This window comes from Streptococcus sp. GS001 (assembly GCF_021595565.1).
In the GTDB taxonomy this organism is placed as follows: Bacteria; Bacillota; Bacilli; order Lactobacillales; family Streptococcaceae; genus Streptococcus; species Streptococcus xiaochunlingii.
Map to the genome: position 1 here is coordinate 142,078 of NZ_JACSYJ010000003.1, position 24,299 is coordinate 166,376.

Here is a 24,299-nt window from a genome sequence, read left to right on the forward strand (position 1 = left end):
CCTCTATCTAGACGATAACTTTTCCCTGCAACTTCAGCGAGACATTTCGAAAAAGAAAAAACGACACAGCTTAGCAACTGCACCGTTTTCTTCTTTTAAAATGGAAGTTCTTCCTCTTCCAGGATGAGATCCGCTAGATCCCCTCCCGCTCCATTGGCTCGCATCGCTCGTTGAGCACGACTTTCTAAGAGCTGGAAGCCTTGACAGAGCACTTCTGTCACATATTGGGTCGTCCCATTCTTCTCATAACGTCTGGTTCGAAGTTCTCCATCCACAGAGAGCAAGCTCCCTTTATTGGCATAGGATACAAGGGTCTCTGCTAATTTCCCCCAGACTACTAGAGTGATAAAATCCGCCTCACGGTCGCCATTTTGATCCTTGTAACGCCGATTGACAGCCAGCGTTGCACGGGCAACGGACTTGTCCGTACTGGTCTTATGAAGCTCTGGGTCTGCCACAAGGCGCCCGATTAAAATTACTTTATTGTACATATTTTTTCCTCCTACTTATATAATTCGTAGTTTTTTAGTCATTTGGAGAAAGAAAATAAAAAAGAAGCTGGGACAAAAGTCCTAACCTCTCAATTGTTTTTGGATTTTCGAGCAAGACGCAGTGGTTGAGTGGGCTCTACTACGCTGATTTCATCAGCTTTTATAGCTCTACTCAACTGCGCGGAGGTGGGACGACGAAATCGAATTCTAACGAATGACCGATTTCTGTCCCACTCTCTATCCTTGCCAGTGACGGGCGGGGTCAAATGGAGTTCCCACCTCTTCTGTATCTTGCAATTCAATAATCCCACGTTTTTGTGGAGCATTTGGTAAGTGCAGTTCGCGTGGGCTACACATCATCCCAAAGCTCTTTTCTCCACGAAGGGCCCCTGGGAAAATCAAGCTCCCATCTGGCATCATCGCACCTGGTAGAGCCACGATTGTCTTCAATCCTTCACGCGCATTTGGCGCACCTGCTACGATCTGAACCGTCTTGTCTGGTCCGACAGCCACTTGGCAGATGTTGAGGTGGTCACTATCTGGATGAGCGACCATTTCAAGGATTTGTCCCACGACAAACTTAGGCTCCTTGTCATTGACCAAGACCTCTGCAAATCCTTCCGCTTGCAACTCTTGATTGAGGCGTGCAACTTGCTCATCACTCAAGAAAATTTGCCCCTTTCCTTCAAGTGCAAATAAAGTCGAAGCCTCAAAAATATTCCAGGCCACTGTTTCTTGCTTGTCTTCACGGTAGACACGAGCTACTTTGCCTTTGCGTTCTACTGCTAACTTGGCATCCCCACTGTTTTTCAAGGTGAGCATTAAGACATCGCCGACTTGTTCTTTATTATAGGTTACAATCATTCTTTCTCTTTCTCCTACTTCAATCTTGCTAAAAATTCTGAAATTTGAGCCTTGGTTTTGCGATCGCGATTGACGAAACGGCCCAGTTCCCGATCCTTGTCTAGAACCACTAAACTCGGAATGCCATAGATATCCCAAAGCTTAGCCAGGTCTAGATACTGGTCACGGTCGACCAAAACGAAGGTAAATTCAGGGTTTTCCGCTTCAATCTCTGGCAAAAAAGGCTGGATATACCGGCAATCACCACACCAATCCGCTGAAAAGAAGAAAACCTTCTTTCCTTCTTGTTCGACATAGCTAGCTAATTCCTCTAAGGACTGTGGTATGATCATAGTTTTTCCTCTTCATACTGAAGGAGACCCTCTTCATAGACAAAGCGATAGTGGCGCTCATCCTCAAAGACAAGCCCTCCGACCAGGCGTTCTTCGCTTGATTCATAGAGTTCCACATAAAGGGTCGCAATCTTCCCCATATTCTCCATCTGCTCACGGACTTCTGCGACTAACTCTTCTTGCGTCCGCAAACGTTTTTGATCTTTGGCAATTTTATAGGCCCCAAGGGCAAGAGCACTTGCACTAGCTGCTGCAAGGCTGGATAAAATGATTTTTTTAGCTTTCATACCTCATATTGTAACACAAAATACAAGCTGGGACAACGAAAGGAGAATGCTACTATCAACAATTACGTTCTACTTTCATTCCCTTCAACTGCCACTACCATCTCGACTGAAAAAGTGATAAAATAACAATCAGAAAGAAGGTAACTTATGACTGATTTATTTTCTAAAATCAAAGAAGTAACAGAACTTCCTGCCATCTCTGGCCACGAAGCGCCTGTTCGCGATTATCTACGCAAACAGATCACTCCACATGTGGATGAAGTGGTCACAGACGGCTTGGGAAGCATCTTTGGGGTACGCCACTCAGAAGCGGCTCATGCTCCTCGCATCATGGTCGCAGGCCATATGGATGAAGTTGGCTTTATGGTCAGTGAGATCAAGGCAGACGGCACCTTCCGTGTGGTTGAAATCGGTGGTTGGAACCCTATGGTGGTCAGCAGCCAACGTTTCACCCTTTTGACACGCGATGGCCGGTCCTATCCTGTCATTTCCGGCTCTGTTCCCCCTCATTTGACCCGTGGCGCAAATGGTCCTGCTCTTCCAGCAATTGGGGATATTGTATTTGACGGTGGCTTTGCCAACAAAGAAGAAGCAGAAAGCTTTGGGATCCGTCCGGGCGACACCTTGGTCCCTGAAAGCACTGCAATCTTGACAGCCAATCAGAAAAACATTATTTCCAAAGCTTGGGACAACCGTTATGGTGTCTTGATGGTCAGCGAATTGGCACAAGCCCTCTCTGGACAAGCCCTAGCAAACGAACTCTATGTCGGAGCAACTGTCCAAGAAGAAGTCGGACTGCGTGGTGCAGGGACTTCTGTGACCAAGTTTGACCCAGAAATCTTCCTGGCTGTTGACTGTTCTCCAGCGGCAGATGTCTACGGAGGTCAAGGGGCCATTGGTGAGGGTACCCTCCTTCGTTTCTTTGACCCAGGTCACCTCATGTTGCCAAATATGAAAGACTTCCTCCTAACCACTGCTGAAGAAGCTGGTATCAAGTACCAATACTACTGTGGAAAAGGCGGAACGGATGCTGGAGTGGCCCACTTACGAAGTGGTGGAGTACCATCCACTACCATCGGAGTCTGCGCGCGCTACATCCACTCTCACCAAACCCTTTATGCCATGGATGACTTCCTTCAAGCCCAAGCCTTCCTTCAAGCCTTGGTTAAAAAATTGGATCGTTCAACCGTTGATTTAATTAAGAATTATTAATATTTTTCCAAAATAATTGTTTTAAATCCCCATTTTGGGGTTTTTTTGATATAATACTGAATGAATATTGCAACGGGTGTTCTTTTGCACTCCCCTTTCCCTATGTGAAAGGCGGAGCACCGCTAAAGATCACCCTCGCTTCTTTATTGGAGGTTTAAATGAAGAAACAAGCTTTTAGTTCCGAAAAGTATTTGAATTTGCAGCGCGATCACATCCTCGAGCGCATCAACCAATTTGATGGCAAACTCTACCTAGAGTTTGGAGGAAAAATGTTGGAAGATTTCCACGCAGCTCGTGTCCTTCCTGGTTATGAACCAGATAACAAAATTAAGCTTCTCCAAGAACTTCGTGACCAAGTGGAGATTGTGATTGCTATTAATGCCAATAACATTGAGCATTCAAAAGCGCGTGGTGACCTAGGGATTTCTTACGACCAAGAGGTCTTCCGCTTGATCGATAAATTCAACGAATTGGGCATCTATGTTGGCTCTGTCGTCATCACTCAGTATGCTGGTCAACCAGCCGCAGATGTTTTCCGTAAACAGTTGGAAAAGAATGGCATCGCTTCTTATCTCCACTACCCAATCAAGGGCTACCCAACGGATATGGATCACATCATTTCTCCTGAGGGAATGGGGAAAAACGACTACATTCAGACTAGCCGCAACCTCGTTGTCGTGACAGCCCCTGGTCCTGGTTCTGGTAAATTGGCTACTTGTATGTCCAATATGTACCATGACCAACTGAATGGCATCAAATCTGGTTATGCTAAGTTCGAGACTTTCCCAGTTTGGAACTTGCCATTGCACCACCCTGTGAATTTGGCCTATGAAGCAGCGACAGCAGACCTAGACGATGTCAATATGATTGACCCATTCCACCTCCAAACCTATGGCGAAACAACGGTCAACTACAACCGAGATATCGAAATCTTCCCTGTCTTGAAGCGGATGTTGGAACGCATCCTCGGAGAATCTCCTTACGCTTCCCCAACGGATATGGGGGTAAACATGGTCGGCTTTGCCATCGTGGACAATGACGCAGCGATTGAAGCCTCTAAGCAAGAAATTATCCGCCGTTACTACCAAACTATTCTGGATGTGAAAGCGGAGCGTGTTGGCAGCGGGGCTATTAAGAAAATTGAACTCTTGATGAATGACTTAGGTATTTCACCAAAAGATCGCCAAGTCACCATCCTTGCCCGCCAAAAAGAAGAAGAAACAGGGGATCCTGCCTTGGCCCTGGAATTACCGAACGGAGAAACCGTGACAGGTAAGACCTCTGACTTATTTGGTCCAACGGCAGCTGTTCTCATCAACGCCATCAAGAAATTGGCCAATATTGATAAAGAAACCAAGTTGATTGAGCCAGAATATGTGAAACCAATCCAAGGCTTGAAGATCAACCACTTGGGCAGTCGCAACCCTCGCCTCCATTCAAATGAAATCCTCATCGCCCTAGCCATTACAGCCATGAACCATCCAGAGGCGAATCTTGCCATGCAAGAATTGGGTCGATTGAAAGGAAGCGAAGCCCATTCAACAGTGATGTTGACGGACGAAGATAAAAACGTCCTTCGCAAACTGGGTATCCATGTGACCATGGATCCAGTCTACCAATACGATCGCTTGTACCGCAAATAAAGAAAAACAAGGCTAGACCGTTGGTCCTAGCTCCATATACAAAAAATCCCTTGGATGCCTGAAACAGTTGGCACCCCGGGGATTTTTCATATGTTCGTTGGATGGAGAATTACTTTTCCTTAAAAAGATAGAGGCCTACAACCAGCATCAGGACAAGGAGGATTGGATACACTTCTTTTGGCAGTAGGTCTGTTTCCAAACTCAACCAAAGGAAAAGAACAGCTAAGACAATCGCGATCAACCATTTTATAAGATAAGATTTCATCAGTCCCACCTTCTCTTCATCGAATCAAGCTCAGTATACTCCTGCTCAAACAACTTGTCAAGGTGAAAAAAGGTAGTTGACCCTTGGATCAGCTACCTCTGATTGAATACAAAGTAATCTTAGAAACTTTCCTTAGGTGAGTACGGACGTCAGCGAACTTCGAAGAAGTTCCATGACTTAGTTTTGGATCTAAGGTTCCAAAACTCCCGAGTGCTAGAAACACTATTGTTTCTAGCACTTTTTTCACCGCGGAAAGTTCCTGTACATGTTTGAATAAACCTAATAGTATAGAGCATTTGCTTCTTTTCAATATCAGTTAGGTTGTTTTATATCAAGAAACAGTTTATGTATCTTTTGTTTCTTTCACAGCCTCCCACAGTTGTCGGATCTGTCTTCTTTGGACAGGATCCACAAAGTAAGGAGCAATTTCGTTTAAGGATTCTAGGACAAATGCCCGTTCTGCCACATAAGGATGAGGGAGAATCAAATCTGGACTATAGAGGATCAGATCCTCCATATAAAGGAGATCTAAATCGATGACACGTGGTCCCCATTTCACCTCACGGACCCGGCCCATTTCTCGTTCGATTCCGAGTAGCGTTTCAATGAGATCTTGAGGCGTAAACCAAGTTTCGACCTCTACGACTTGGTTAAGGAAGCTATCCTGCTCGACTCCTCCCCAAGGCGCTGTCTCAATCTGAGAAGAGGTTTGGAGAATAGTGATCCCCTTTTCTTCTAGTTTAGATAAGGCCGTCGCCAACTGGTGTCCCTTATCGCCCATATTGGTTCCCAGCCCAATAAAGGCCCGTCTTTTTTCTCGTTCAATCGTGACCGAACAAGTATCCAAAGGCAGAGGGACTGGAGCCCAAGGTTTTTTCAACTCGAGTCGAACCTTTCTGACAAAGTCATAGGTCGCAAAAATCTTCTCCACTAGCTGAAAAGCCACTGTCTCAATCAAATCGATCTTCTCAACTTGAACCCAGTCTGTCAGTTGCTCAGCTAAGATTCCATAATGGATCGAAGCCGTCAAATCACCCGTCCGTGCAGACTTTGTCATCTCATAATCGACACAGACATCCAGGACAAAACGCTGCCCCAATTCCTTTTCAGCGGAAAAAACACCATGATAGGCATAGATTTCCAAATCTTTGATCCGTAATTGATCCACGATAGTCACCTCAGTTCATCTAGGGGTTAGTGGCCCATCAGTTTATAGGCTTCGTTTTTCAGGTCTTTATCTGTCTCTAACAAGCCACGCGCCGCTGTCGTCACAGTAGCCGTTCCTGGTTTCCGCACTCCACGCATGTTCATACACATGTGCTCTGCCTCTACCCAAACAAGGGCTCCCTGCGCTCCCAGATACTCCATCAAGGCATCCGCGATTTCCACTGTCAAGCGCTCCTGTATTTGAGGTTTTTTGGCGTAAACTTCCACCGTCCGAGCTAGCTTAGAAAGGCCCGCTACGCGCCCGTTAGGGATATAGGCAATGTGGGCCTTGCCATAGAAGGGCAAGAAATGGTGTTCACACATAGAGTGGAAGAAGATATCCTTTTCCACCACCATATTATTGTCCACAATCTCAAAAGATTTTGATAGATGGACTTCCGCAGTTTGGTTGAGACCTGCAAAAATCTCTTGGTACATCTTGGCAATGCGTTCTGGAGTTTCTTGCAAGCCCTCACGGCTTCCGTCTTCACCGACTGCGTCGATAATCATCTTCACGGCTTCTTGAATTTTCTTTGTATCCATGTCATCTCCTACTGATTTCTTCGATTAGAAAGGCTCTCACTTGAGCCAAAAAGTACAAGGATCCCGTCACTAAGAGGAGATCAGCTTGTTGCGATTTTCTTTCTAGATAATGGGTTAAAAATAACTTCCATTCTTGATAAGGCAGGCCTTGTTGATGGGCTATTTCCTGCATTTCTTTTGTGGAATAAGCCCGTGGATCTTCAAAGGTCGTCAAGGTCAACGAACTCTTTTCCAGTCCACTCCACAGTTCCAGCATCTCCTCAATCGCCTTGGTCTGGATACAGGTAAACAAGACTTGTTTGTCCAACTGTCCATAACGTTCTTTCATGGTGGTTATAAGAGGGGCTACTGCATGCGGATTATGGGCGCCATCTAGAATGATGAGAGGCTGGCTAGAAATAACCTCTAAGCGTCCCGGCCACTGGACGCCCTCCCAAGCTTGGAGGATTTCTTCTTGGCTCAAGAGGGAGAGTCCCTTTTCTTGACAGAAGGTATCACAGAGAGCCAAGGCCAGACCAGCATTGTCGACTTGATAAAGCCCTAAGAGCCCTGTCTTCAATTGCAGTTCTTCCCGATACTGACTCCGATAGCAAAAGACTTCTCCATCAGCCAAAGACTCTTGGTAGCCAACTAAAAAATCCTGTCCTAGCAACTCTACTGGTGCTGATAAGCGATGGGCCTGTTGTACAATGACTTCTTGGGCTTCTAGTTCCATCCGACCTAGCAAGACTGGGATCTTTTCCTTGATGATTCCTGCCTTCTCTCTAGCGATAGAGGCCAAATTCGGTCCTAAAAGAGCCACATGATCGAGGCCAATCGTCGTGATGGCTGTCAAAATAGGCTGACAAACATTGGTACTATCGAGACGACCGCCCATCCCCACTTCCATCACGACCACATCCGGTTTTTTTGCTGCAAAATAATCAAAGGCCATGACCGTCATCAACTCGAACTCGGTCAAGCCACGTAATGTCTGGTCAGAACTATTTTTTGCAAGCAGCTCCTGATAGAGGGATAGATAAGTCTCCACATTTCGGTCCGAAATGGGAATCCCATCGATACTGATTTGCTCATTAAAGGAAACTAGATAGGGGGAGGAAAAAACACCAACCCGCAAGCCTTTAGCCTCTAGCAAAGACCGTAAATGAGCTAAGGTTGATCCTTTCCCATTGGTCCCAGCTAGATGGATTACAGGACAGGCGAGGTGAGGATTCCCCCTCAAGGCTAGCAGGGCCTCCATTCGCTCCAAGCCAAAATGGGGCTCGGAAGAACGATACCTAGCTAACCAACTGAGATCTACTGACATATCTCTTCTCTTTTCTTTAGCGATATTGTTTTAAATGAAGGTCCTGCGCTTGATCGGCTTGGTAGATTGCACTACCAATAGCTACTGCCATCTTATGGAGAGGGATATCATGGACGCGAACGATTTCTACCCCTTGACTGGCAGCCATACTCGTTAAATGGCTAGAGGCCAAATCCCGATTGTAGAATCCTTCTTTCGTTTCAGGGTCGGTCTCAAATCCCTCTTCTTCCAGAATATTGACCACAAAGCGCTTACGAGAGACTCCTAAAAAGATTGGATAGCCTTTGGCATGAATGGTTTTTAAGTCCTGCAAGAGTTGAAGGTTTTCCCGCTTGGTCAAGCCAAAACCAATCCCCGGATCTAAGAAGAGTTGATCCTGACTCAATCCTGCTCCCGCCGCCCTCTCAAGACTCTTGTCAAAGAAGGCCCACATACAGTCTTGGATAGAAAGGCCTTCAAACTGCGCCAGCTCTTCCGATGAAAAGGCCGGCTCAAAACCAAAGGTTGGAAAAATCACGGAACTTGGATGATGAGGACGAGCCATGACTGGATTAAACATAAGAATGGCTCCAGCACTAGCTTCTGCAATCACCCTCGCCATTTGTGGATCCCCAAGCAGGCCTGTAATATCATTGACCAAGTCTGCGCCAGCTTCTAGAGCTGCTAGGGCCACCTCTGACTTCCAAGTATCAACCGAAATCAAGATATCACTCTCTGCTCGAATCGCTTCAATCACTGGTACGACCCGCTGGATCTCTTCTTGGATCTCTACGAAGTGGCTCCCTGGACGTGTGGACTCCCCACCAATATCCAGCATCCTTGCTCCTTCTGCAATTAGCTTTCGCGCTTGTTCTAGAGCTCTTTCTACCGTTTGGTAACGCCCCCCATCTGAAAAGGAGTCGGGGGTGACATTGAGGATGCCACATAGAAGGGTCCGATCCTTTCCTAGTTGTCTCCATTCGCTCTTTGACATATCTTCCTTCATCTTTCTAAGAAAAGCCAACCAAGCATAGAAAAGAGGTTAGAATGATTCCAACCTCTGAGTTTGTCTCTATCTGCGCCTAGATGCTTCTTTGGTAGCTTACCAAAGCTTCTGAATAAAACCCATTGGTCCTATCATTCTACCATATTTTAAGCGGGAAGAAAAGAAACCAGAACAGTTATCAGAAAGGCAAAAGCATTCATGGTAAAGTGCAATAAAATCGAATATTCTACTCGTTTGTAGCGGTAGGCAACCCAAGTCAAGATGAGGGACATGCCACCATAGATGACCCAGGAACCAAGATTACTTGGCGAGTGTAAATAGGCAAACACCACAGCCCCAACCAAATAGCCAATTTTTTCATATCCCTTAAAGATTAGGCGGGGAATAACAGCCCGACAGATAATTTCTTCTCCTAAAGGCGCCACTACGACAATGAGCAAACCCATTGCTAGCTGTGGGGCCACCGAAGAAAGCCCCTGAATTGTTTCCTGATTGGCTGTAGTGGTCTCTCCTATATTCCGAAGCACTGTAGCCCCCACAATATTATTTGCTAGTAGAAGCAAAAAGAAAAGGAAATTTCTTCCAATATCTCTGCCTGTAATCCGTGAAAAATCTAGTGAATCAAGTGGACTCCATTTCATAAACCACCAAAGCAAATAGACGAGGAGCATGGTAACTCCAAGGACCAGGCTATTGATTGTCCAATTTGACCAAGCATTTTCAATCCCCAAGATCAAAGCGACCATCGGTAGTTGAGTTGCAAACAATAGCGGTATTCCGATTAGGAACCATAAACCATTCGAAACCCATTTTTTCTCCATCCAATTTTCCATTATTTTACCTCGATTATCAAACTATTTTTCTAGTATAGCATAGATGGGCAACAGGAGCAAGCCCAAGCAGAAATCACAAAACAGAAAAAAGAGGCGTTTCGAATCAGCCTCTTCTTTCTTCTTTCTTTAGAATAAAAGTCTTATCCCTTGTTTTTAAAGCGTTCGACATCACGGGCAATGACTAACTCTTCATCCGTTGGGATGACCAAGACTCTCACTTTCGCATCTGGTGTTGAAATATCCCCTTCTGCACCAAAGACATTCTTTTCTGGATCCACAGCACAGCCAAACCAAGTCATCCCGTTAATGACTTGTCCACGGATTGTTTTAGAGTTTTCCCCGATACCAGCTGTAAAGATGATGGCGTCTGCTCCATTCAAGACAGCAAAGTATTGACCGATGTATTTCTTAATACGATCAACAAAAATATCGTTTGCCAAAAGTGCCTTATCATTCCCATTGCGCATGGCTTCGTGAATATCACGCATATCACTAGAAAGTTCAGACACTCCTAGAAGACCAGATTCACGGTTCAAGATACGACTGATATCTTCTGGATTTTTGAAATCTTCTGTGTGCTCCATTAAGTAAGGAATAATGGCAGGATCAATATCCCCTGTACGTGTTCCCATCATGATTCCACCAAGTGGTGTGAAGCCCATAGAAGTATCTACTGAAATTCCTTTGTCTACCGCTGTAATAGAAGCCCCGTTCCCAATGTGGCAGGTGATCAATTTCAACTCTTCGATTGGTTTCCCAAGAAGCTTGGCCGCTTCGTGGGCTACATACTCATGACTGGTTCCATGGGCTCCATATTTACGAACCTTGTTTTCAGTATAATATTTAGTCGGAAGAGGATAACGATAAGCTTTTTCAGGCATTGTTGTATGGAAAGAGGTGTCAAATACAACAACGCTAGTAATATCTGGTAGCAATTCTTTGAAGGCACGGATCCCAGCAGCGTTAGCAGGGTTGTGCAATGGCGCCAACAAAGAAAGTTCCTCAACCTTTTGAAGCACTTCTTCATCTACAAGAGCAGACTCTTTGAAGTACTCACCACCTGCAACGACACGGTGTCCTACTCCAGTGATTTCATCGTAGGAAGCAATAATATTAAAACGAATCAAATCATCTAGAAGAATTTTAACCGCTTGTGTGTGGTTCTCAATATCTAAAACCTGTTTCTCTGCTCGACCATCAAATTTTACTGTAGAAATGGAATCTTTGAGTCCAATTCTCTCAATGAGCCCTTTTGCCAAAACTGTTTCTTCTGGCATTTGGTATAATTGCCATTTCAAACTTGAACTACCTGCATTAATTGCAATTGTTTTCGTCATTTTTTTACCTCTTTAAGCGTTTTCACTCCTATTATAGCAAAATTTTGTTTAAATTTCACTTTCTTTATTCCAGTTTTGAAAACTTTCACGGAATTTCATGACGTCTTCCTGATCTTGCAAATCGGTCAAGGGATAGACAAATGGTTGGACCACCGCTTCTTCTTGCTTGCGCAAAACAAAGATGGTTTTTGCTAGATTGGCTGATCGAAAGAGGTTCTCTGGCAAGGTAACCATGGCCAAGACCTGAGCATGATCCTGCATCCATTTTTTCAACAGAGGGCTCTGCTCGCTTGTCAACAAATCATTCGGAGCTAGAAAAATTGCGACCCCACCCGGTTTTAAGTATTTTAGCGATTGTTCGATCAATAAATGATGGGCATAGGTATGGCCCTGAAGGGAAGCGACCTGATAACGACTCGCAATGGCATCATCTGGATAATAACCGACAGGTAAATCACTGATAATCACATCACTCTCTTTCAAAACCTGTGGACGAACGGCATCACCTTGGGCGAAATTCACATCCGCCTTCATCACTTCTGCCATACTGGCCGCAAGATCAATCAAAAGATCATCGATTTCCAAGCCCAAATAATCTAAGGAGCGCTGGCAGTTGTTCATTAAGGTTTGGGCTAAGTTTCCTGTTCCACTTCCAATTTCTAGCACATCTACTTTGTCAGAACTAGCCAACTGATCCACTAGAAAGACCAGAAGAAATCCAATCCCATCTGGTGTAAATTGGTGATTGGCCTGTAGGGGCTCTGTTTGGGCCGCCTTCATCAAAAGATATTGGAAAGAGCGACGCCACTCTTCTTTGTTCAAGTTCAAGTCCTTCAGCCGCTGGTTGTTTTCCTTCACTAGAGTCAACTCTGTCTGCCCATCCAGATAGATTGCATTCTGCTCCACTAAAGCATCATAAAAGTTGGTCTGCAAATCATTTTGGATGGTTTGGGTATTTTCTAATAGATAGCCATAGGCTTTCTCAATTTTTTCGAAATTCATGCTTTCCTCCATCTCTTAATCATATCAAATTTTAAGAGTTTTCGCTATGCTTTTCGAAGACTTCCTCACTCGATTCCTCTCTTGTAGTTGGGAGGTCTGTAGCCGAATCAGGAGCTTGCTTCTCCTTTTTCTTCTTGTCGGTTTTTTTCTTCTCACTTGAGGAAAGAGCAAAGGTGAAATGGTAGGTCGTGCCATCCTGTAAGTGACTGCTGACGTTGGCAAAACCAGATTTTTCTTCCAGATCGACTCGCCCTGTTGAGAAGGTCATTGTCTTCTCTTTCCGATCCCAAGTATCAACAGCCAATTGGGCTTGCGCATAGGCTTGGATACGTTTTTGACTAGCAAGGAGGATTTGTCTCTCTGCTACTTGTCTATTCAGATAAAACTGAAGCAAGAGACTAAAAACTGCTGACATAAAAAGGGCATAAAGGAGAATTCCTGCCTCAATCCGCTTCTTTTTTATCCTTTTCCACCACACGGTAGACCACCTGCCTTTCTAATCCTTCTGCAAAGCGAAGTTGAATAGACACCAAATCCCCTCTTTTTTCAATCAAGGCGGATTCGACTCCGTCTATCATCGGTTGATAGCCACGACCCGTCGCATCTGTCTTTCGGATATCTCCCCCTTTAGCCAATCCAATGGCTATGGGTTTCTGATCCTGAACAAGATAGAGTTTATTGTCTCTGACCCCTTCAAATTGGCTACGAGATAATTCAATGTCCAGTTGGTCCTGAAAAAGCAACCACTCTTCTTGCTTGATTTGACTTTGGTACTGGAGTTCTTGACGCAAGAGGCTTGTCAATCCTTGAAACACCAATAAACCACCGCTAATGACGAGCAGGGCAACCAGGGCCTCCAGTAAAGTAAAGGCTGGAACTTTATTTCTTTTCAACAGCAATCACAACCTTTCCTTCTTGGTAGACCTTTAAGGACTTAGCCGATTTCTCCACTTGAACACTGACCTGATTGATGGTTAATTGATCCTGCCTTGTCTGGATGGCCATTTTTGCGACTCTCAAGACTTCTGCTTGCCTCAATTCTTCTAAGCGTTGCTGTCGTGACTGGCCCAGCTCTCCCAGCACAAGGGTCGTGAGGACGCCGAACATCGCTAAGGCGATTAGTCCTTCTAACAAGAGACTAGCGGGGAGCCGTCGATTTCTTAATTTTTCCATTCCCAATTGCCAACTGATAGGTCACCACCTCTTTCTCTGTCTGAAATTGAATCTTGGTCAAGCTTGAATTGCCTCCTGCTGGATCAAACGTCAGTTGCTTCTCTTTAATCAGTTCCACCCCTTTTGGAAGTGGCAGTTCTTGATAGGGACTATGAACCCCAAGATGGTCGATGGAAAGGGAAGTTCTCTCCTCTTTTGCAATACTCATCTTTTGTGTCTCTTGATAGACCCGTTCAAATTCTGAGAAAAACAATGTTTCTTCCACCTGCCCAAAGGCTTGATGGACGGACCCAGCTAGTAGCCAGCATAGAAGGCTGACGACACCTAGAGTTAGTAAGCTCTCTAGAAGGGTGAAAGCCTTAATCTGCAACCGCACGGTGATCACCTGCATTCTTCACATAGTGAGCACGGTAGGCTTCTGCTTGTTTTTGAGTGATTTGTCCTTCTGCGACAAGCTTAGAAAGACTGGCTTTTTCATTCTGATGATTAAGTTCATAGAGCTCAGCCTGGCTCTCCACCACTTTGACAACTGCTCGATTTCCTGTATCCGTTACCGAATCTTTCTGCTTGGTCAAGTTCGGAACAAAGAGCAAGAGGAGAACACTGATAATGAGCAAAACAACTAACATTTCAATCAGCGTAAAAGCTTTTACTTTGAGTGTACGCAATGATTTCATAAAGGAACCTCCAAATTTTCATAAATAGGCAGCAACATGGCTGCATAGAGTAAAACAATCATAAGGGCGACAAAGACAAAGACCAGTGGTTGGACGACATTCATGGCCTTGTTCAAGCGATGGAAAAAGCCTGCCCAGGTCTTGTCTGCATAGATCTCCAGCTCACTACCGAGCTTGGACTTGGCCTCCCCATATTCAATCATGAGGGCCAACTCTCGCTTAAAGAAAGGATAGGTCTGAATATGGTCAGAAAAGGAAGTCCCCCGAGCCAAGGCTACTTCCAAATCCTGTCCAATCTCTCGAAACAGACGAGAACGTTGCCCCTGCATCATAGGAAAAATTTGATTCAGCTCCAACCCTTGGGCAATCATACTCCCCCATTCTCGAGCATAAAAAGCCGTCAGATAATCCTGTAAGAAGGGACGAAGAAAAGGAAGGGTAGCCAAAAATGAAACAAGGGCCAGACGCTTGGCTCGACGACCTAGGAAGAGGAGAATCAAGACTCCAACCGCTAGCAACACACTTCCTACCAAAACATACTGGGGAAAGACACTGATCAATCGTGTCGCACCATTTTGACTCTCCAACTGAGGCAAAAGATAGTTTTTCAGACCCAGCATAATGGCCATCAAAAATCCCAACAATAGCACTGGATAGGTCGCTACCTCAACGAGTTTCTTTCGAACCTGGGTCAGATTTTCCAGGTAGCTACGGATTTTTTCTAAACTTAAGGTGACATTTCCATGCTGCTCTGCCAGTGCTAATTGAGTCGTTACCTGATCGGAGAAGCCTAGATCAGAGAGAATGGCTGACAGGGGCTTGCCGTTGGCAAGTCCGACTTGCATTCTTTCAACAAAATCTGCCTCTACCAAATGACTCCGACGTAGAAAGTCGATGACCTCTGATAGATGAAAGCCACTACTGTAAAGATTGTGAAAGAGCTCAATGACATGCTCTTGCTTAGCAATCGATAATTTTTTCGGCTTGCGCCTGATCCAGCTCAATATGTCCCGCTTCATAAAGCGCGTCCATTTGCTGGTTCCACTTTTGACTGGAGTGGTTTTGGTAATCTTGGATGGCAAAGTCAGTGACACCTCCTCCCTTTATCAAACGCTGGTAACATATCCCTTGAAGGACAATCCGTAACTCCTCCTCACTCACCCCCAACTCCAACAGGCGTTCATAGACCCCAGGAACGCTCTTGGCATGGATGGTAGAAAAGACCGTCACACCTGTCAGACTAGCCCGAATAACTGCACGAGCTGTCTCCGTGTCACGGATTTCTCCGATGAGGAGAAGATCCGGGCGATGACGCAGAGACAGTTTAATCAAGCTATCATAGGTCATGCCAATCGCTTCATTGAGCTGCAGTTGCAGCATCTCTTCCTGCTTAATTTCTACGGGATCTTCAATCGACATGACTTGTTGCCCCGAAAATTTCTTCTTGGCTAGGGCATGCATCAGTGTCGTCTTCCCCGATCCGACTGGACCTGCAAATAAGTAGAGCCCCCGCTTACTCACCTTCTCTTCTAGCTCTTGAAGTTGGTCGAACCAGAAACGGAGCTCCCGGTCCTCATTGTGGAGCAGGCGAATGACCAAACTCTCATATCCCCTATAGTCTCCCACAGTAGACAAGCGTAAGGACAAGACCTTATCCCCTAGAGAATAGTCACAGGAGCCCAATTGACTCCGGCGCCTTTCCCCCACATTCATCCCTGCCATAAACTTAAAATGGCTGACGACCGCTACCATTTGTTCTTGTGAATAGGTCTCGATAAAGCGTCGCTCATCCCTAACCCTTAAAAAGAGCTGATAGTCTGACGATCGAGGAACAAAATAAATATCCTGAGCTTCGGCATTCGATGCCATTCGAATTATGGATTGTGCAATTTCTTGAACCATATTTCCTCCTTTCACTATATAATTCGCAAATAATTGGCCAACTAACGCTGAATTTAGAAAAAAGAGCAAAAAAAAAGAAACTCAACTGCATATTGAATTTCTCTTCCTATAGATTATTGCTCTCGTAGTCTAGCTTACAAGAGCGATGAGCCGTGTGGGCATTCTCTTTTTCGTAGCCTGGACGGCGCTTGCTTCTCGGTATCTTCTGATCGTTTTCTAGCAAGGCGACTGAATGATATTGTTGCACGTATTCCGCACATTCTTCACACCAGCGCTGATCCTCAGGATCCCAAAAAATCGTCATTAAATCACTTCTACTTTTAAATAATGGAGATTGCTCTCTTAAAAGTAACCATTGGCGTTTGTAGTATTTTAGGGCTTCATAATAGTCATCAAAACTCTGACTAGTGACAATGTCCTTCTCCCAATCTTCTAAAAACCACCAGGGTTCGTAATCCCCATACATTTCAATTACTTGATACATATTTCTCTCCGTCCTTTGTATCCAATATTATATATAAAATCCTTTGATAATAAAAGAATTCTGCTTATGAAAGAAAAATACAGTGAATTTTCCGAACGTTTTCTCCATTTTATTTCAAAATATACCCCGACGAAGGAAAGTCAGGCTATTTTTTGACACAAATAAAAAGAAGCCCTACTGATAATCAGTAAAGCTTCTTTTAGGATTAATTTTCTTCCACTACAGTTGCTTCAACCATTTCGGTTGCTTCTTCTGTAACAGGAATTTCTTCGATAATTTCGACTTCATTGACTGCTTGTGGTTCCAAGTTACGGTAACGAGCCATACCTGTACCAGCAGGAATAATCTTACCAATGATAACATTTTCCTTAAGTCCAAGGAGATGGTCTTTCTTACCACGAATCGCTGCGTCAGTAAGGACACGAGTTGTTTCCTGGAAGGAAGCCGCTGACAAGAAACTATTGGTTTCAAGAGAAGCTTTGGTGATTCCCATAAGGACAGGACGAGCCGTCGCAGGAACCCCACCAGAAATAACCACATCACGGTTGGCATCTGTAAAGTCTGTGATATCCATGAGGGTACCCATGAGAAGGTCTGTATCTCCTGGATCCATAACGCGAACCTTACGAATCATTTGACGCACCATTACCTCGATGTGTTTGTCGCCGATTTCTACCCCTTGGCTACGGTATACTTTTTGTACTTCCGCAAGGAGGTAAGTTTCAACTGACAAGACATCACGAACGGCAAGGAGACGTTTTGGTTGGATAGATCCTTCTGTAAGAGCCGCACCACGAGAGACTTGATCTCCCACTTCGACTTTCATGCGGGCTGTGTAAGGGACAACGTATTCTCCCTCTCCAGTCGCACCACGAACAAAGACTTTCTTGGTCCGTGTAGAAGCATCTTCTTCAATAGCTGTGACTTCCCCTTTGACCTCAGTGATGACCGCTTCCCCTTTCGGATTGCGGGCTTCAAAGATTTCTTGGACACGAGGAAGACCTTGCGTGATATCGGTATTTGAGGCAACCCCACCCGTGTGGAAGGTACGCATGGTCAACTGTGTACCAGGTTCCCCGATCGATTGGGCAGCAATGGTTCCGACTGCTTCACCAACTTCAACCGCATCACCAGTCGCCAAGTTGATACCATAACAGTGACGGCAGACACCATGACGAGTGTTACATGTGAAGACAGAACGGATGGTCACTGCTTCAACACCTGCATTGACGATGTCACGAGCGATATCTTCTGTAATCAAGGTATCTGGACCAACGATGACTTCTCCTGTTTCAGGATGTTTAACAGATTTCTTGGTATAACGACCTGTCAAACGCTCTTCCAATGGTTCAATCATTTCTTTACCATCTGTAATAGAGGTAATCAGAAGTCCACGGTCGGTTCCACAGTCATCTTCACGAATGATCACGTCTTGGGCAACGTCAACCAAACGACGAGTCAAGTAACCTGAGTCGGCTGTCTTAAGGGCCGTATCGGTCATCCCTTTACGCGCACCGTGAGTAGAGAAGAACATTTCGAGTACTGACAAACCTTCGCGGAAGTTTGAAAGGATCGGCAATTCCATGATCCGTCCGTTTGGAGCGGCCATCAAACCACGCATACCGGCAAGCTGTGAGAAGTTTGAGATGTTACCACGGGCTCCAGAATCCATCATCATAACGATTGGGTTCTTCGGATCTTGGTTATCAATCAGACGTTTTTCCAATTTCTCACGGGCCGCACGCCATTCAGCTGTAACCGCATTGTAGCGCTCATCATCTGTAATCATCCCTTTACGGAACTGTTTGGTGATTTGTTCTACACGTTTGTGAGATTCTTCAATGATTTCAGCCTTGTCTTCAACAACTGGAATATCGGCAATCCCCACTGTCAAACCAGCAAGGGTTGAGTGGTGGTAACCTAAGTCTTTCAAGCGGTCCAAGAAAGCAGATGTTTCTGTTGTACGGAAGCGTTTGAAGATTTCCGCGATAATATTTCCAAGGTTTTTCTTCTTGAATGGAACATTTAATTCCAATTTCTCAATCGCCGCTTTGACATCTTGACCAGGCTCCAAGAAGTACTTAGCTGGAACGCCTTCTGTCAAGTTAGCATTATTTGGCTCTTGAAGATATGGAAGTTCTGCAGGCATGATATCGTTAAAGAGAATCTTACCAACAGTTGTCAAGAGAATCTTGTGCTGTTGCGCTTCTGTCCATGGCTTGTTCAAGCTATCCGTTGCAATTCCGACACGAGTATGCAAGTGAACATAACCATTGCGAAGAGCCATGACCGCTTCATCACGGTCTTTGAAGACCATGCCTTCGCCTTCACGACCAGCTTCTTCCATAGTGAGGTAGTAGTTCCCCAATACCATATCCTGAGATGGGGTAACGACTGGCTTCCCGTCTTTCGGATTCAAGATGTGCTCAGCAGCCAGCATCAAGATACGAGCTTCTGCTTGGGCTTCTTCTGAAAGCGGTACGTGGATAGCCATTTGGTCCCCGTCAAAGTCGGCATTGTAGGCTTCACAGACAAGTGGGTGCAAGCGAAGAGCTTTCCCGTCAATCAAGACAGGTTCAAAGGCTTGGATCCCCAAACGGTGAAGGGTCGGTGCGCGGTTCAAGAGAACTGGGTGTTCTTTGATGACTTCTTCCAAGATATCCCAGATGCGTTCATCTCCGCGTTCGACCAAGCGTTTTGCAGCCTTGACGTTTTGCACGATGTCACGGGCAACGATTTCACGCATCACGAATGGTTTGAAGAGCTCGATGGCCATTTCACGTGGCACACCACATTGGTACATCTTAAGAGTCGGACCAACGGCGATAACGGAACGTCCTGAGAAGTCCACCCGTTTACCGAGCAAGTTTTGACGGAAGCGTCCTTGTTTCCCTTTAAGCATGTGGCTCAATGATTTCAGTGGACGGCTACCTGGTCCTGTGATCGGACGACCACGACGACCGTTGTCGATCAAAGCATCAACGGCTTCTTGGAGCATCCGTTTTTCGTTTTGCACGATGATACCAGGGGCATTCAACTCAAGCAAACGCGCCAAACGGTTGTTCCGGTTGATCACACGACGGTAAAGGTCATTCAAGTCAGAGGCGGCAAAACGGCCACCATCCAATTGGACCATCGGACGAAGATCTGGTGGAATAACCGGAAGGATGTTGAGAACCATCCACTCTGGCTTGTTGCCAGATTTGTAGAAGGCATCTAAGACATCCAAACGGCGAACAGCCTTCACACGTTTTTGACCAGTTGCAGTCTTCAATTCTTCTTTCAAGACAGCAATTTCAGCTTCCAAATCCACTTGTTTCAAGAGGTCTTGGATCGCTTCTGCCCCCATCTTAGCGACAAAAGAACCTGGTCCGTATTCGCGCAAGCGTTCACGGTATTCACGTTCTGTCATGATGGACTTGTGCTCAAGCGGTGTATCTTTTGGATCGATCACCACGTAAGCTGCGAAGTAGATGACTTCTTCAAGGGCACGAGGACTCATGTCCAAGGTCAACCCCATACGAGAAGGGATGCCTTTGAAGTACCAGATGTGTGACACAGGTGCTTTCAATTCGATGTGTCCCATGCGTTCACGACGAACCTTGGCACGTGTTACTTCCACACCACAGCGGTCACAAACGATCCCTTTGTAACGGATTCGTTTGTATTTTCCACACGCACATTCCCAGTCTTTTGTCGGTCCAAAGATGACTTCATCAAAGAGACCTTCACGTTCTGGTTTCAATGTACGGTAGTTGATTGTTTCAGGTTTCTTGACCTCTCCATAAGACCATGAACGGACCTTGCTTGGAGAAGCTAGGGTGATTTGCATACTTTTAAAACGATTTACATCAACCACTATTTCTTACCTTTCTTTATGTTCATTATCGATTGTATGTTCTTCTGCTTTTTGGTGAAGGAGAGAAGGAACTTCCTTCACACCTTCAAGCCTAAAGCTTGGGGATAGAGAACCTTCTCAAGTTCCCCCCTCTTGAACTACATATTTTATTAATCTTCTTTCCCTTCAGCTTCAAAAGCTGCGCGAGCTTCCTTGGCTGCTTTTTCACGTGCTTTTTCTAGATCATCTACGTGGATGACATCGTCGTCTTCCCCTTCGTCAAGATCGCGAAGTTCGACTTCTTTGTCATCTTCATCTAGGACACGCATATCCAATCCAAGTGATTGCAATTCTTTCACGAGTACTCGGAAGGACTCTGGCACACCTGGTTTTGGAATTGGTTTTCCTTTGGTAATCGCTTCATAAGCTTTCAAACGCCCGTTGACATCGTCTGACTTGTAGGTCAAGATTTCTTGAAGGACATTAGACGCACCATAAGCCTCAAGGGCCCAAACTTCCATTTCCCCGAAACGTTGTCCACCAAACTGAGCTTTACCTCCGAGTGGTTGTTGGGTAACCATTGAGTATGGTCCGACAGAACGAGCGTGGAGTTTATCATCAACCATGTGGTGAAGCTTGATCATGTACATGACACCGACAGAGACACGGTTATCAAATGGCTCACCTGTACGACCATCATAAAGAATGGTCTTGGCATCGCTATCCATACCTGCTTCACGAACAGTATCCCAGAGGTCTTCTGAGCTTGCTCCGTCAAAGACTGGTGTTGCGATGTGGATGCCCAAGTTACGAGCTGCCATACCAAGGTGAAGTTCCATAACCTGACCGATATTCATACGTGATGGCACCCCAAGTGGGTTCAACATGATATCAACCGGTGTACCATCTGGAAGGTAAGGCATGTCTTCAACAGGAACAATACGGGATACAACCCCTTTGTTTCCGTGACGACCAGCCATCTTATCTCCGACGCGGATCTTGCGTTTTTGTGCGATGTAAACACGAACCAACATGTTCACACCCGATTGCAATTCATCTCCGTTTGCACGCGTAAAGATCTTGACATCGCGAACAACACCATCTCCACCGTGAGGTACACGAAGAGAAGTATCACGCACTTCACGAGATTTATCTCCAAAAATAGCGTGGAGGAGACGTTCTTCAGCAGAAAGGTCTTTTTCACCCTTCGGTGTCACCTTACCAACTAAGATGTCGCCTTCTTTTACTTCCGCACCGATACGGATAATACCCATTTCGTCAAGGTTTCTGAGAGCATCTTCCCCAACGTTTGGAATTTCACGAGTGATTTCTTCAGGGCCTAACTTAGTGTCGCGCGTTTCTGATTCGAATTCTTCCAAGTGAACAGATGTGTAGACATCTTCTTTCACCAAGCGTTCGCTCATGATAACGGCATCCTCAAAGTTGTAACCTTCCCATGTCATGTAAGCGACGATTGGGTTTTGACCAAGGGCCATTTCCCCTTTTTCCATCGATGGACCGTCTGCGATAAAGTCTCCTTTTTCAACAACGTCACCAACTTTTACAAGAGTACGTTGGTTGTATGCAGTACCTGAGTTTGAACGACGGAATTTTTGGATGTGGTAGACATCAAGAGATCCATCTTTACGACGAACTTCTACCTTATCCGCATCTGCATAGCTAACTTTACCATCATGTTGCGCAATGACTGCAGCTCCTGAGTCATGAGCTGCTTGATATTCCATACCAGTACCCACGTAAGGCGCTTTTGGATCGATCAATGGCACAGCCTGACGTTGCATGTTGGCACCCATGAGGGCACGGTTGGAGTCATCGTTTTCCAAGAACGGAATACATGCTGTCGCAACAGCAACTACTTGTTTTGGAGATACGTCCATGTAGTCCACTTGATCAGATGGGAACTCTTGGTTGTTACCACGGTGACGTCCCATTACGATTGGCTCAGCAAAACCACCTTTTTCGTTCAACTTAGAGTTGGACTGGGCTACGATGTACTCATCTTCTTCATCAGCTGTCAACCAAACGATTTCGTTGGTGACCACACCTTTTTCACGGTCTACTTTACGGTATGGCGTTTGGATGAAACCATACTTGTTCAAGTGTCCGTAGGATGACAAGTTGTTAATCAAACCGATGTTTGGTCCTTCAGGTGTTTCAATCGGACACATACGGCCATAGTGGGTGTAGTGCACGTCACGCACTTCATATCCAGCACGGTCACGCGTCAAACCACCAGGTCCTAAGGCAGACAAACGACGTTTGTGAGACAACTCAGAAAGCGGGTTGTGTTGGTCCATGAACTGGGACAACTGTGAAGATCCAAAGAATTCTTTAATCGCTGCAGTTACTGGACGAATGTTGATAATTTGTTGAGGTGTCAAGACTTCATTATCTTGAACAGACATGCGTTCACGAACATTACGTTCCATCCGTGAAAGGCCAAGACGCACTTGGTTGGCAAGCAATTCACCAACGGCACGAATACGACGGTTTCCAAGGTGGTCGATATCATCCACGCGTCCAAGACCTTCAGCCAAGTTAAGGAAGTAGCTCATCTCAGCAAGGATATCAGCTGGAGTGATGGTACGAACCTTATCATCTGGATTAGCATTGCCGATGATAGTGACAACGCGGTCTGGATCCGTTGGTGCCACAACCTTGAATTTTTGAAGAACGACTGGTTCTGTCAATACTGCTGAATCATTTGGAGTGTAGACAATCTTGTTCAAATCACCGTCCAAATGTTCTGAGATGCTGTCGATGACATCGCGTGTCATCACGGTACCAGCTTCTACAAGGATTTCTCCTGTTTCAGCATCTACCAATGGTTCTGCGATCGTTTGGTTCAACAAACGGTTCTTGATGTTGAGTTTCTTGTTGATCTTGTAGCGACCAACTGGGGCCAAGTCATAACGACGTGGGTCAAAGAAACGGGCTACCAACAAGCTACGTGAGCTTTCCGCTGTTTTTGGCTCACCTGGACGAAGACGCTCATAAATTTCTTTAAGGGCTTCATCTGTACGAGAATCCATTGGATTTTTGTGGATATCTTTTTCAACAGTGTTGCGAACTAATTCACTATCCCCAAAGATATCAAAAATCTCGTCATCCCCAGAGAAACCAAGGGCACGAACTAAGGTCGTAAATGGAATCTTACGCGTACGGTCGATACGAGTATAAGCAATATCTTTTGAGTCTGTTTCAAGCTCTAGCCAAGCTCCACGGTTCGGAATAACCGTTGATCCATAGCCAACCTTACCGTTCTTGTCCACCTTATCATTGAAGTAGACACCTGGTGAACGTACGAGCTGAGATACGATGATCCGCTCTCCACCATTGATGATGAAGGTTCCCATCTCAGTCATGATTGGGAAATCACCAAAGAAGACTTCTTGAGTTTTGATTTCGCCTGTTTCCTTGTTAACCAAGCGGAAGGTTACAAAGATTGGGGCAGAATAGCTCGCATCATGGATACGTGCTTCTTCCAAGGTATACTTTGGTTCTCTGATTTCATAGCCGACGAATTCCAACTCCATTGTGTCTGTGAAGTTCGAAATTGGCAATACATCTTCGAAAACTTCTTTCAAACCATGATCCAGAAAATCTTTAAATGAATCCGTTTGGATTTCAATCAAATTTGGTAAATCAAGAACTTCTTTGATTCTTGAAAAACTACGACGGGTCCGATGTTTCCCGTATTGAACGTCATGTCCTGCCAAAGTTTTAACTCCTTTTCTATACTAGGATACCAGCTAGGGGAAGGCCCTCTCTGAAAATCCGGTTTCTAGATCGCTTCTGACCACATCAGAATAGTTCTGATCCAGTCGAAACGATGTTATGAAGGGGGTGTGATCTACATCACGTGAGAAGAAATCTCCTCCGTATCATTCATCCTTTT

General features: G+C 45.3%; 24 protein-coding genes. 2 read left to right on the plus strand and 22 right to left on the minus strand.

Annotated elements, in window-relative coordinates:
• Positions 1–95: 95 nt before the first annotated feature.
• The 4 genes from H8S88_RS07480 to H8S88_RS07495 form a co-directional block, all read right to left on the minus strand.
• Complete coding sequence (locus tag H8S88_RS07480) at positions 96–491, minus strand: single-stranded DNA-binding protein (RefSeq protein WP_125335693.1); 396 nt, start codon at positions 489–491, stop codon at positions 96–98.
• A gap of 237 nt (positions 492–728) precedes the next feature.
• Positions 729–1,355 (minus strand): YtpR family tRNA-binding protein, encoded by a 627-nt coding sequence (gene ytpR, locus H8S88_RS07485; protein WP_125335691.1) that lies wholly within the window; start codon positions 1,353–1,355, stop codon positions 729–731.
• Between the two features lie 14 nt (positions 1,356–1,369).
• A complete protein-coding gene (locus tag H8S88_RS07490) occupies positions 1,370–1,687 on the minus strand; it encodes a thioredoxin family protein (RefSeq protein ID WP_125335689.1) in 318 nt (105 codons plus the stop codon).
• Entirely contained in the window at positions 1,684–1,974 is a 291-nt protein-coding gene (locus H8S88_RS07495) for a DUF4651 domain-containing protein (RefSeq protein WP_023022087.1), read from the minus strand. Before H8S88_RS07495 ends, H8S88_RS07490 begins: the two co-directional genes overlap by 4 nt.
• A 147-nt stretch (positions 1,975–2,121) precedes the next feature.
• On the opposite strand from H8S88_RS07495, the gene pepA reads away from it, so the two are divergent.
• Together pepA and H8S88_RS07505 are read left to right on the plus strand one after the other, a co-directional pair.
• On the plus strand, positions 2,122–3,186 hold the full coding sequence (gene pepA, locus H8S88_RS07500) for a glutamyl aminopeptidase (protein ID WP_125335687.1): 1,065 nt from the start codon (positions 2,122–2,124) through the stop codon (positions 3,184–3,186).
• A gap of 158 nt (positions 3,187–3,344) precedes the next feature.
• Positions 3,345–4,829, plus strand: coding sequence for a DUF1846 domain-containing protein (locus H8S88_RS07505; protein ID WP_125335685.1), 1,485 nt, complete (start codon positions 3,345–3,347; stop codon positions 4,827–4,829).
• 109 nt (positions 4,830–4,938) lie between these two features.
• Here H8S88_RS07505 and H8S88_RS07510 read toward each other — a convergent pair whose 3' ends face one another.
• From H8S88_RS07510 to rpoB, 18 genes are all read right to left on the minus strand, one after another.
• Positions 4,939–5,094, minus strand: coding sequence for a hypothetical protein (locus H8S88_RS07510; RefSeq protein ID WP_185761522.1), 156 nt, complete (start codon positions 5,092–5,094; stop codon positions 4,939–4,941).
• A gap of 343 nt (positions 5,095–5,437) precedes the next feature.
• Complete coding sequence (gene folK / locus H8S88_RS07515; protein ID WP_125335684.1) at positions 5,438–6,262, minus strand: 2-amino-4-hydroxy-6-hydroxymethyldihydropteridine diphosphokinase; 825 nt, start codon at positions 6,260–6,262, stop codon at positions 5,438–5,440.
• Between the two features lie 26 nt (positions 6,263–6,288).
• Positions 6,289–6,843: a GTP cyclohydrolase I FolE gene (folE, locus tag H8S88_RS07520; protein WP_125335682.1), complete on the minus strand. Its 555-nt coding sequence runs from the start codon at positions 6,841–6,843 to the stop codon at positions 6,289–6,291.
• Between the two features lies 1 nt (position 6,844).
• Positions 6,845–8,149: a bifunctional folylpolyglutamate synthase/dihydrofolate synthase gene (locus H8S88_RS07525; RefSeq protein ID WP_125335680.1), complete on the minus strand. Its 1,305-nt coding sequence runs from the start codon at positions 8,147–8,149 to the stop codon at positions 6,845–6,847.
• A 16-nt stretch (positions 8,150–8,165) separates the two neighbouring features.
• Positions 8,166–9,122, minus strand: coding sequence for a dihydropteroate synthase (gene folP / locus H8S88_RS07530; protein ID WP_236128218.1), 957 nt, complete (start codon positions 9,120–9,122; stop codon positions 8,166–8,168).
• 158 nt (positions 9,123–9,280) lie between these two features.
• Entirely contained in the window at positions 9,281–9,955 is a 675-nt protein-coding gene (locus H8S88_RS07535; protein ID WP_236128219.1) for a CPBP family intramembrane glutamic endopeptidase, read from the minus strand.
• A gap of 152 nt (positions 9,956–10,107) precedes the next feature.
• Positions 10,108–11,304 (minus strand): acetate kinase, encoded by a 1,197-nt coding sequence (locus H8S88_RS07540; protein WP_125335673.1) that lies wholly within the window; start codon positions 11,302–11,304, stop codon positions 10,108–10,110.
• Between the two features lie 48 nt (positions 11,305–11,352).
• Positions 11,353–12,306: a class I SAM-dependent methyltransferase gene (locus tag H8S88_RS07545; RefSeq protein ID WP_125335671.1), complete on the minus strand. Its 954-nt coding sequence runs from the start codon at positions 12,304–12,306 to the stop codon at positions 11,353–11,355.
• A gap of 31 nt (positions 12,307–12,337) precedes the next feature.
• A complete protein-coding gene (comGG, locus tag H8S88_RS07550) occupies positions 12,338–12,784 on the minus strand; it encodes a competence type IV pilus minor pilin ComGG (RefSeq protein WP_125335669.1) in 447 nt (148 codons plus the stop codon).
• A complete protein-coding gene (gene comGF / locus H8S88_RS07555; protein WP_185761527.1) occupies positions 12,750–13,202 on the minus strand; it encodes a competence type IV pilus minor pilin ComGF in 453 nt (150 codons plus the stop codon). Before comGF ends, comGG begins: the two co-directional genes overlap by 35 nt.
• Positions 13,186–13,479: a competence type IV pilus minor pilin ComGE gene (comGE, locus tag H8S88_RS07560; protein WP_125335665.1), complete on the minus strand. Its 294-nt coding sequence runs from the start codon at positions 13,477–13,479 to the stop codon at positions 13,186–13,188. The genes comGF and comGE overlap by 17 nt, the downstream gene beginning before the upstream one ends.
• The gene (gene comGD, locus H8S88_RS07565) at positions 13,445–13,849 is read right to left on the minus strand and encodes a competence type IV pilus minor pilin ComGD (RefSeq protein ID WP_125335848.1); all 405 of its coding nucleotides are present in this window, start codon (positions 13,847–13,849) and stop codon (positions 13,445–13,447) included. Before comGD ends, comGE begins: the two co-directional genes overlap by 35 nt.
• Positions 13,839–14,156: a competence type IV pilus major pilin ComGC gene (gene comGC / locus H8S88_RS07570; RefSeq protein WP_023022076.1), complete on the minus strand. Its 318-nt coding sequence runs from the start codon at positions 14,154–14,156 to the stop codon at positions 13,839–13,841. The genes comGD and comGC overlap by 11 nt, the downstream gene beginning before the upstream one ends.
• Entirely contained in the window at positions 14,153–15,175 is a 1,023-nt protein-coding gene (comGB, locus tag H8S88_RS07575) for a competence type IV pilus assembly protein ComGB (protein ID WP_125335663.1), read from the minus strand. Before comGB ends, comGC begins: the two co-directional genes overlap by 4 nt.
• Positions 15,117–16,058: a competence type IV pilus ATPase ComGA gene (gene comGA / locus H8S88_RS07580; RefSeq protein WP_125335661.1), complete on the minus strand. Its 942-nt coding sequence runs from the start codon at positions 16,056–16,058 to the stop codon at positions 15,117–15,119. The genes comGB and comGA overlap by 59 nt, the downstream gene beginning before the upstream one ends.
• Before the next feature lie 106 nt (positions 16,059–16,164).
• Positions 16,165–16,542: a DUF1033 family protein gene (locus tag H8S88_RS07585; protein WP_006595139.1), complete on the minus strand. Its 378-nt coding sequence runs from the start codon at positions 16,540–16,542 to the stop codon at positions 16,165–16,167.
• 205 nt (positions 16,543–16,747) lie between these two features.
• Complete coding sequence (gene rpoC / locus H8S88_RS07590) at positions 16,748–20,401, minus strand: DNA-directed RNA polymerase subunit beta' (protein WP_125335659.1); 3,654 nt, start codon at positions 20,399–20,401, stop codon at positions 16,748–16,750.
• A gap of 149 nt (positions 20,402–20,550) precedes the next feature.
• Complete coding sequence (rpoB, locus tag H8S88_RS07595; protein WP_125335657.1) at positions 20,551–24,120, minus strand: DNA-directed RNA polymerase subunit beta; 3,570 nt, start codon at positions 24,118–24,120, stop codon at positions 20,551–20,553.
• Positions 24,121–24,299: the final 179 nt, after the last annotated feature.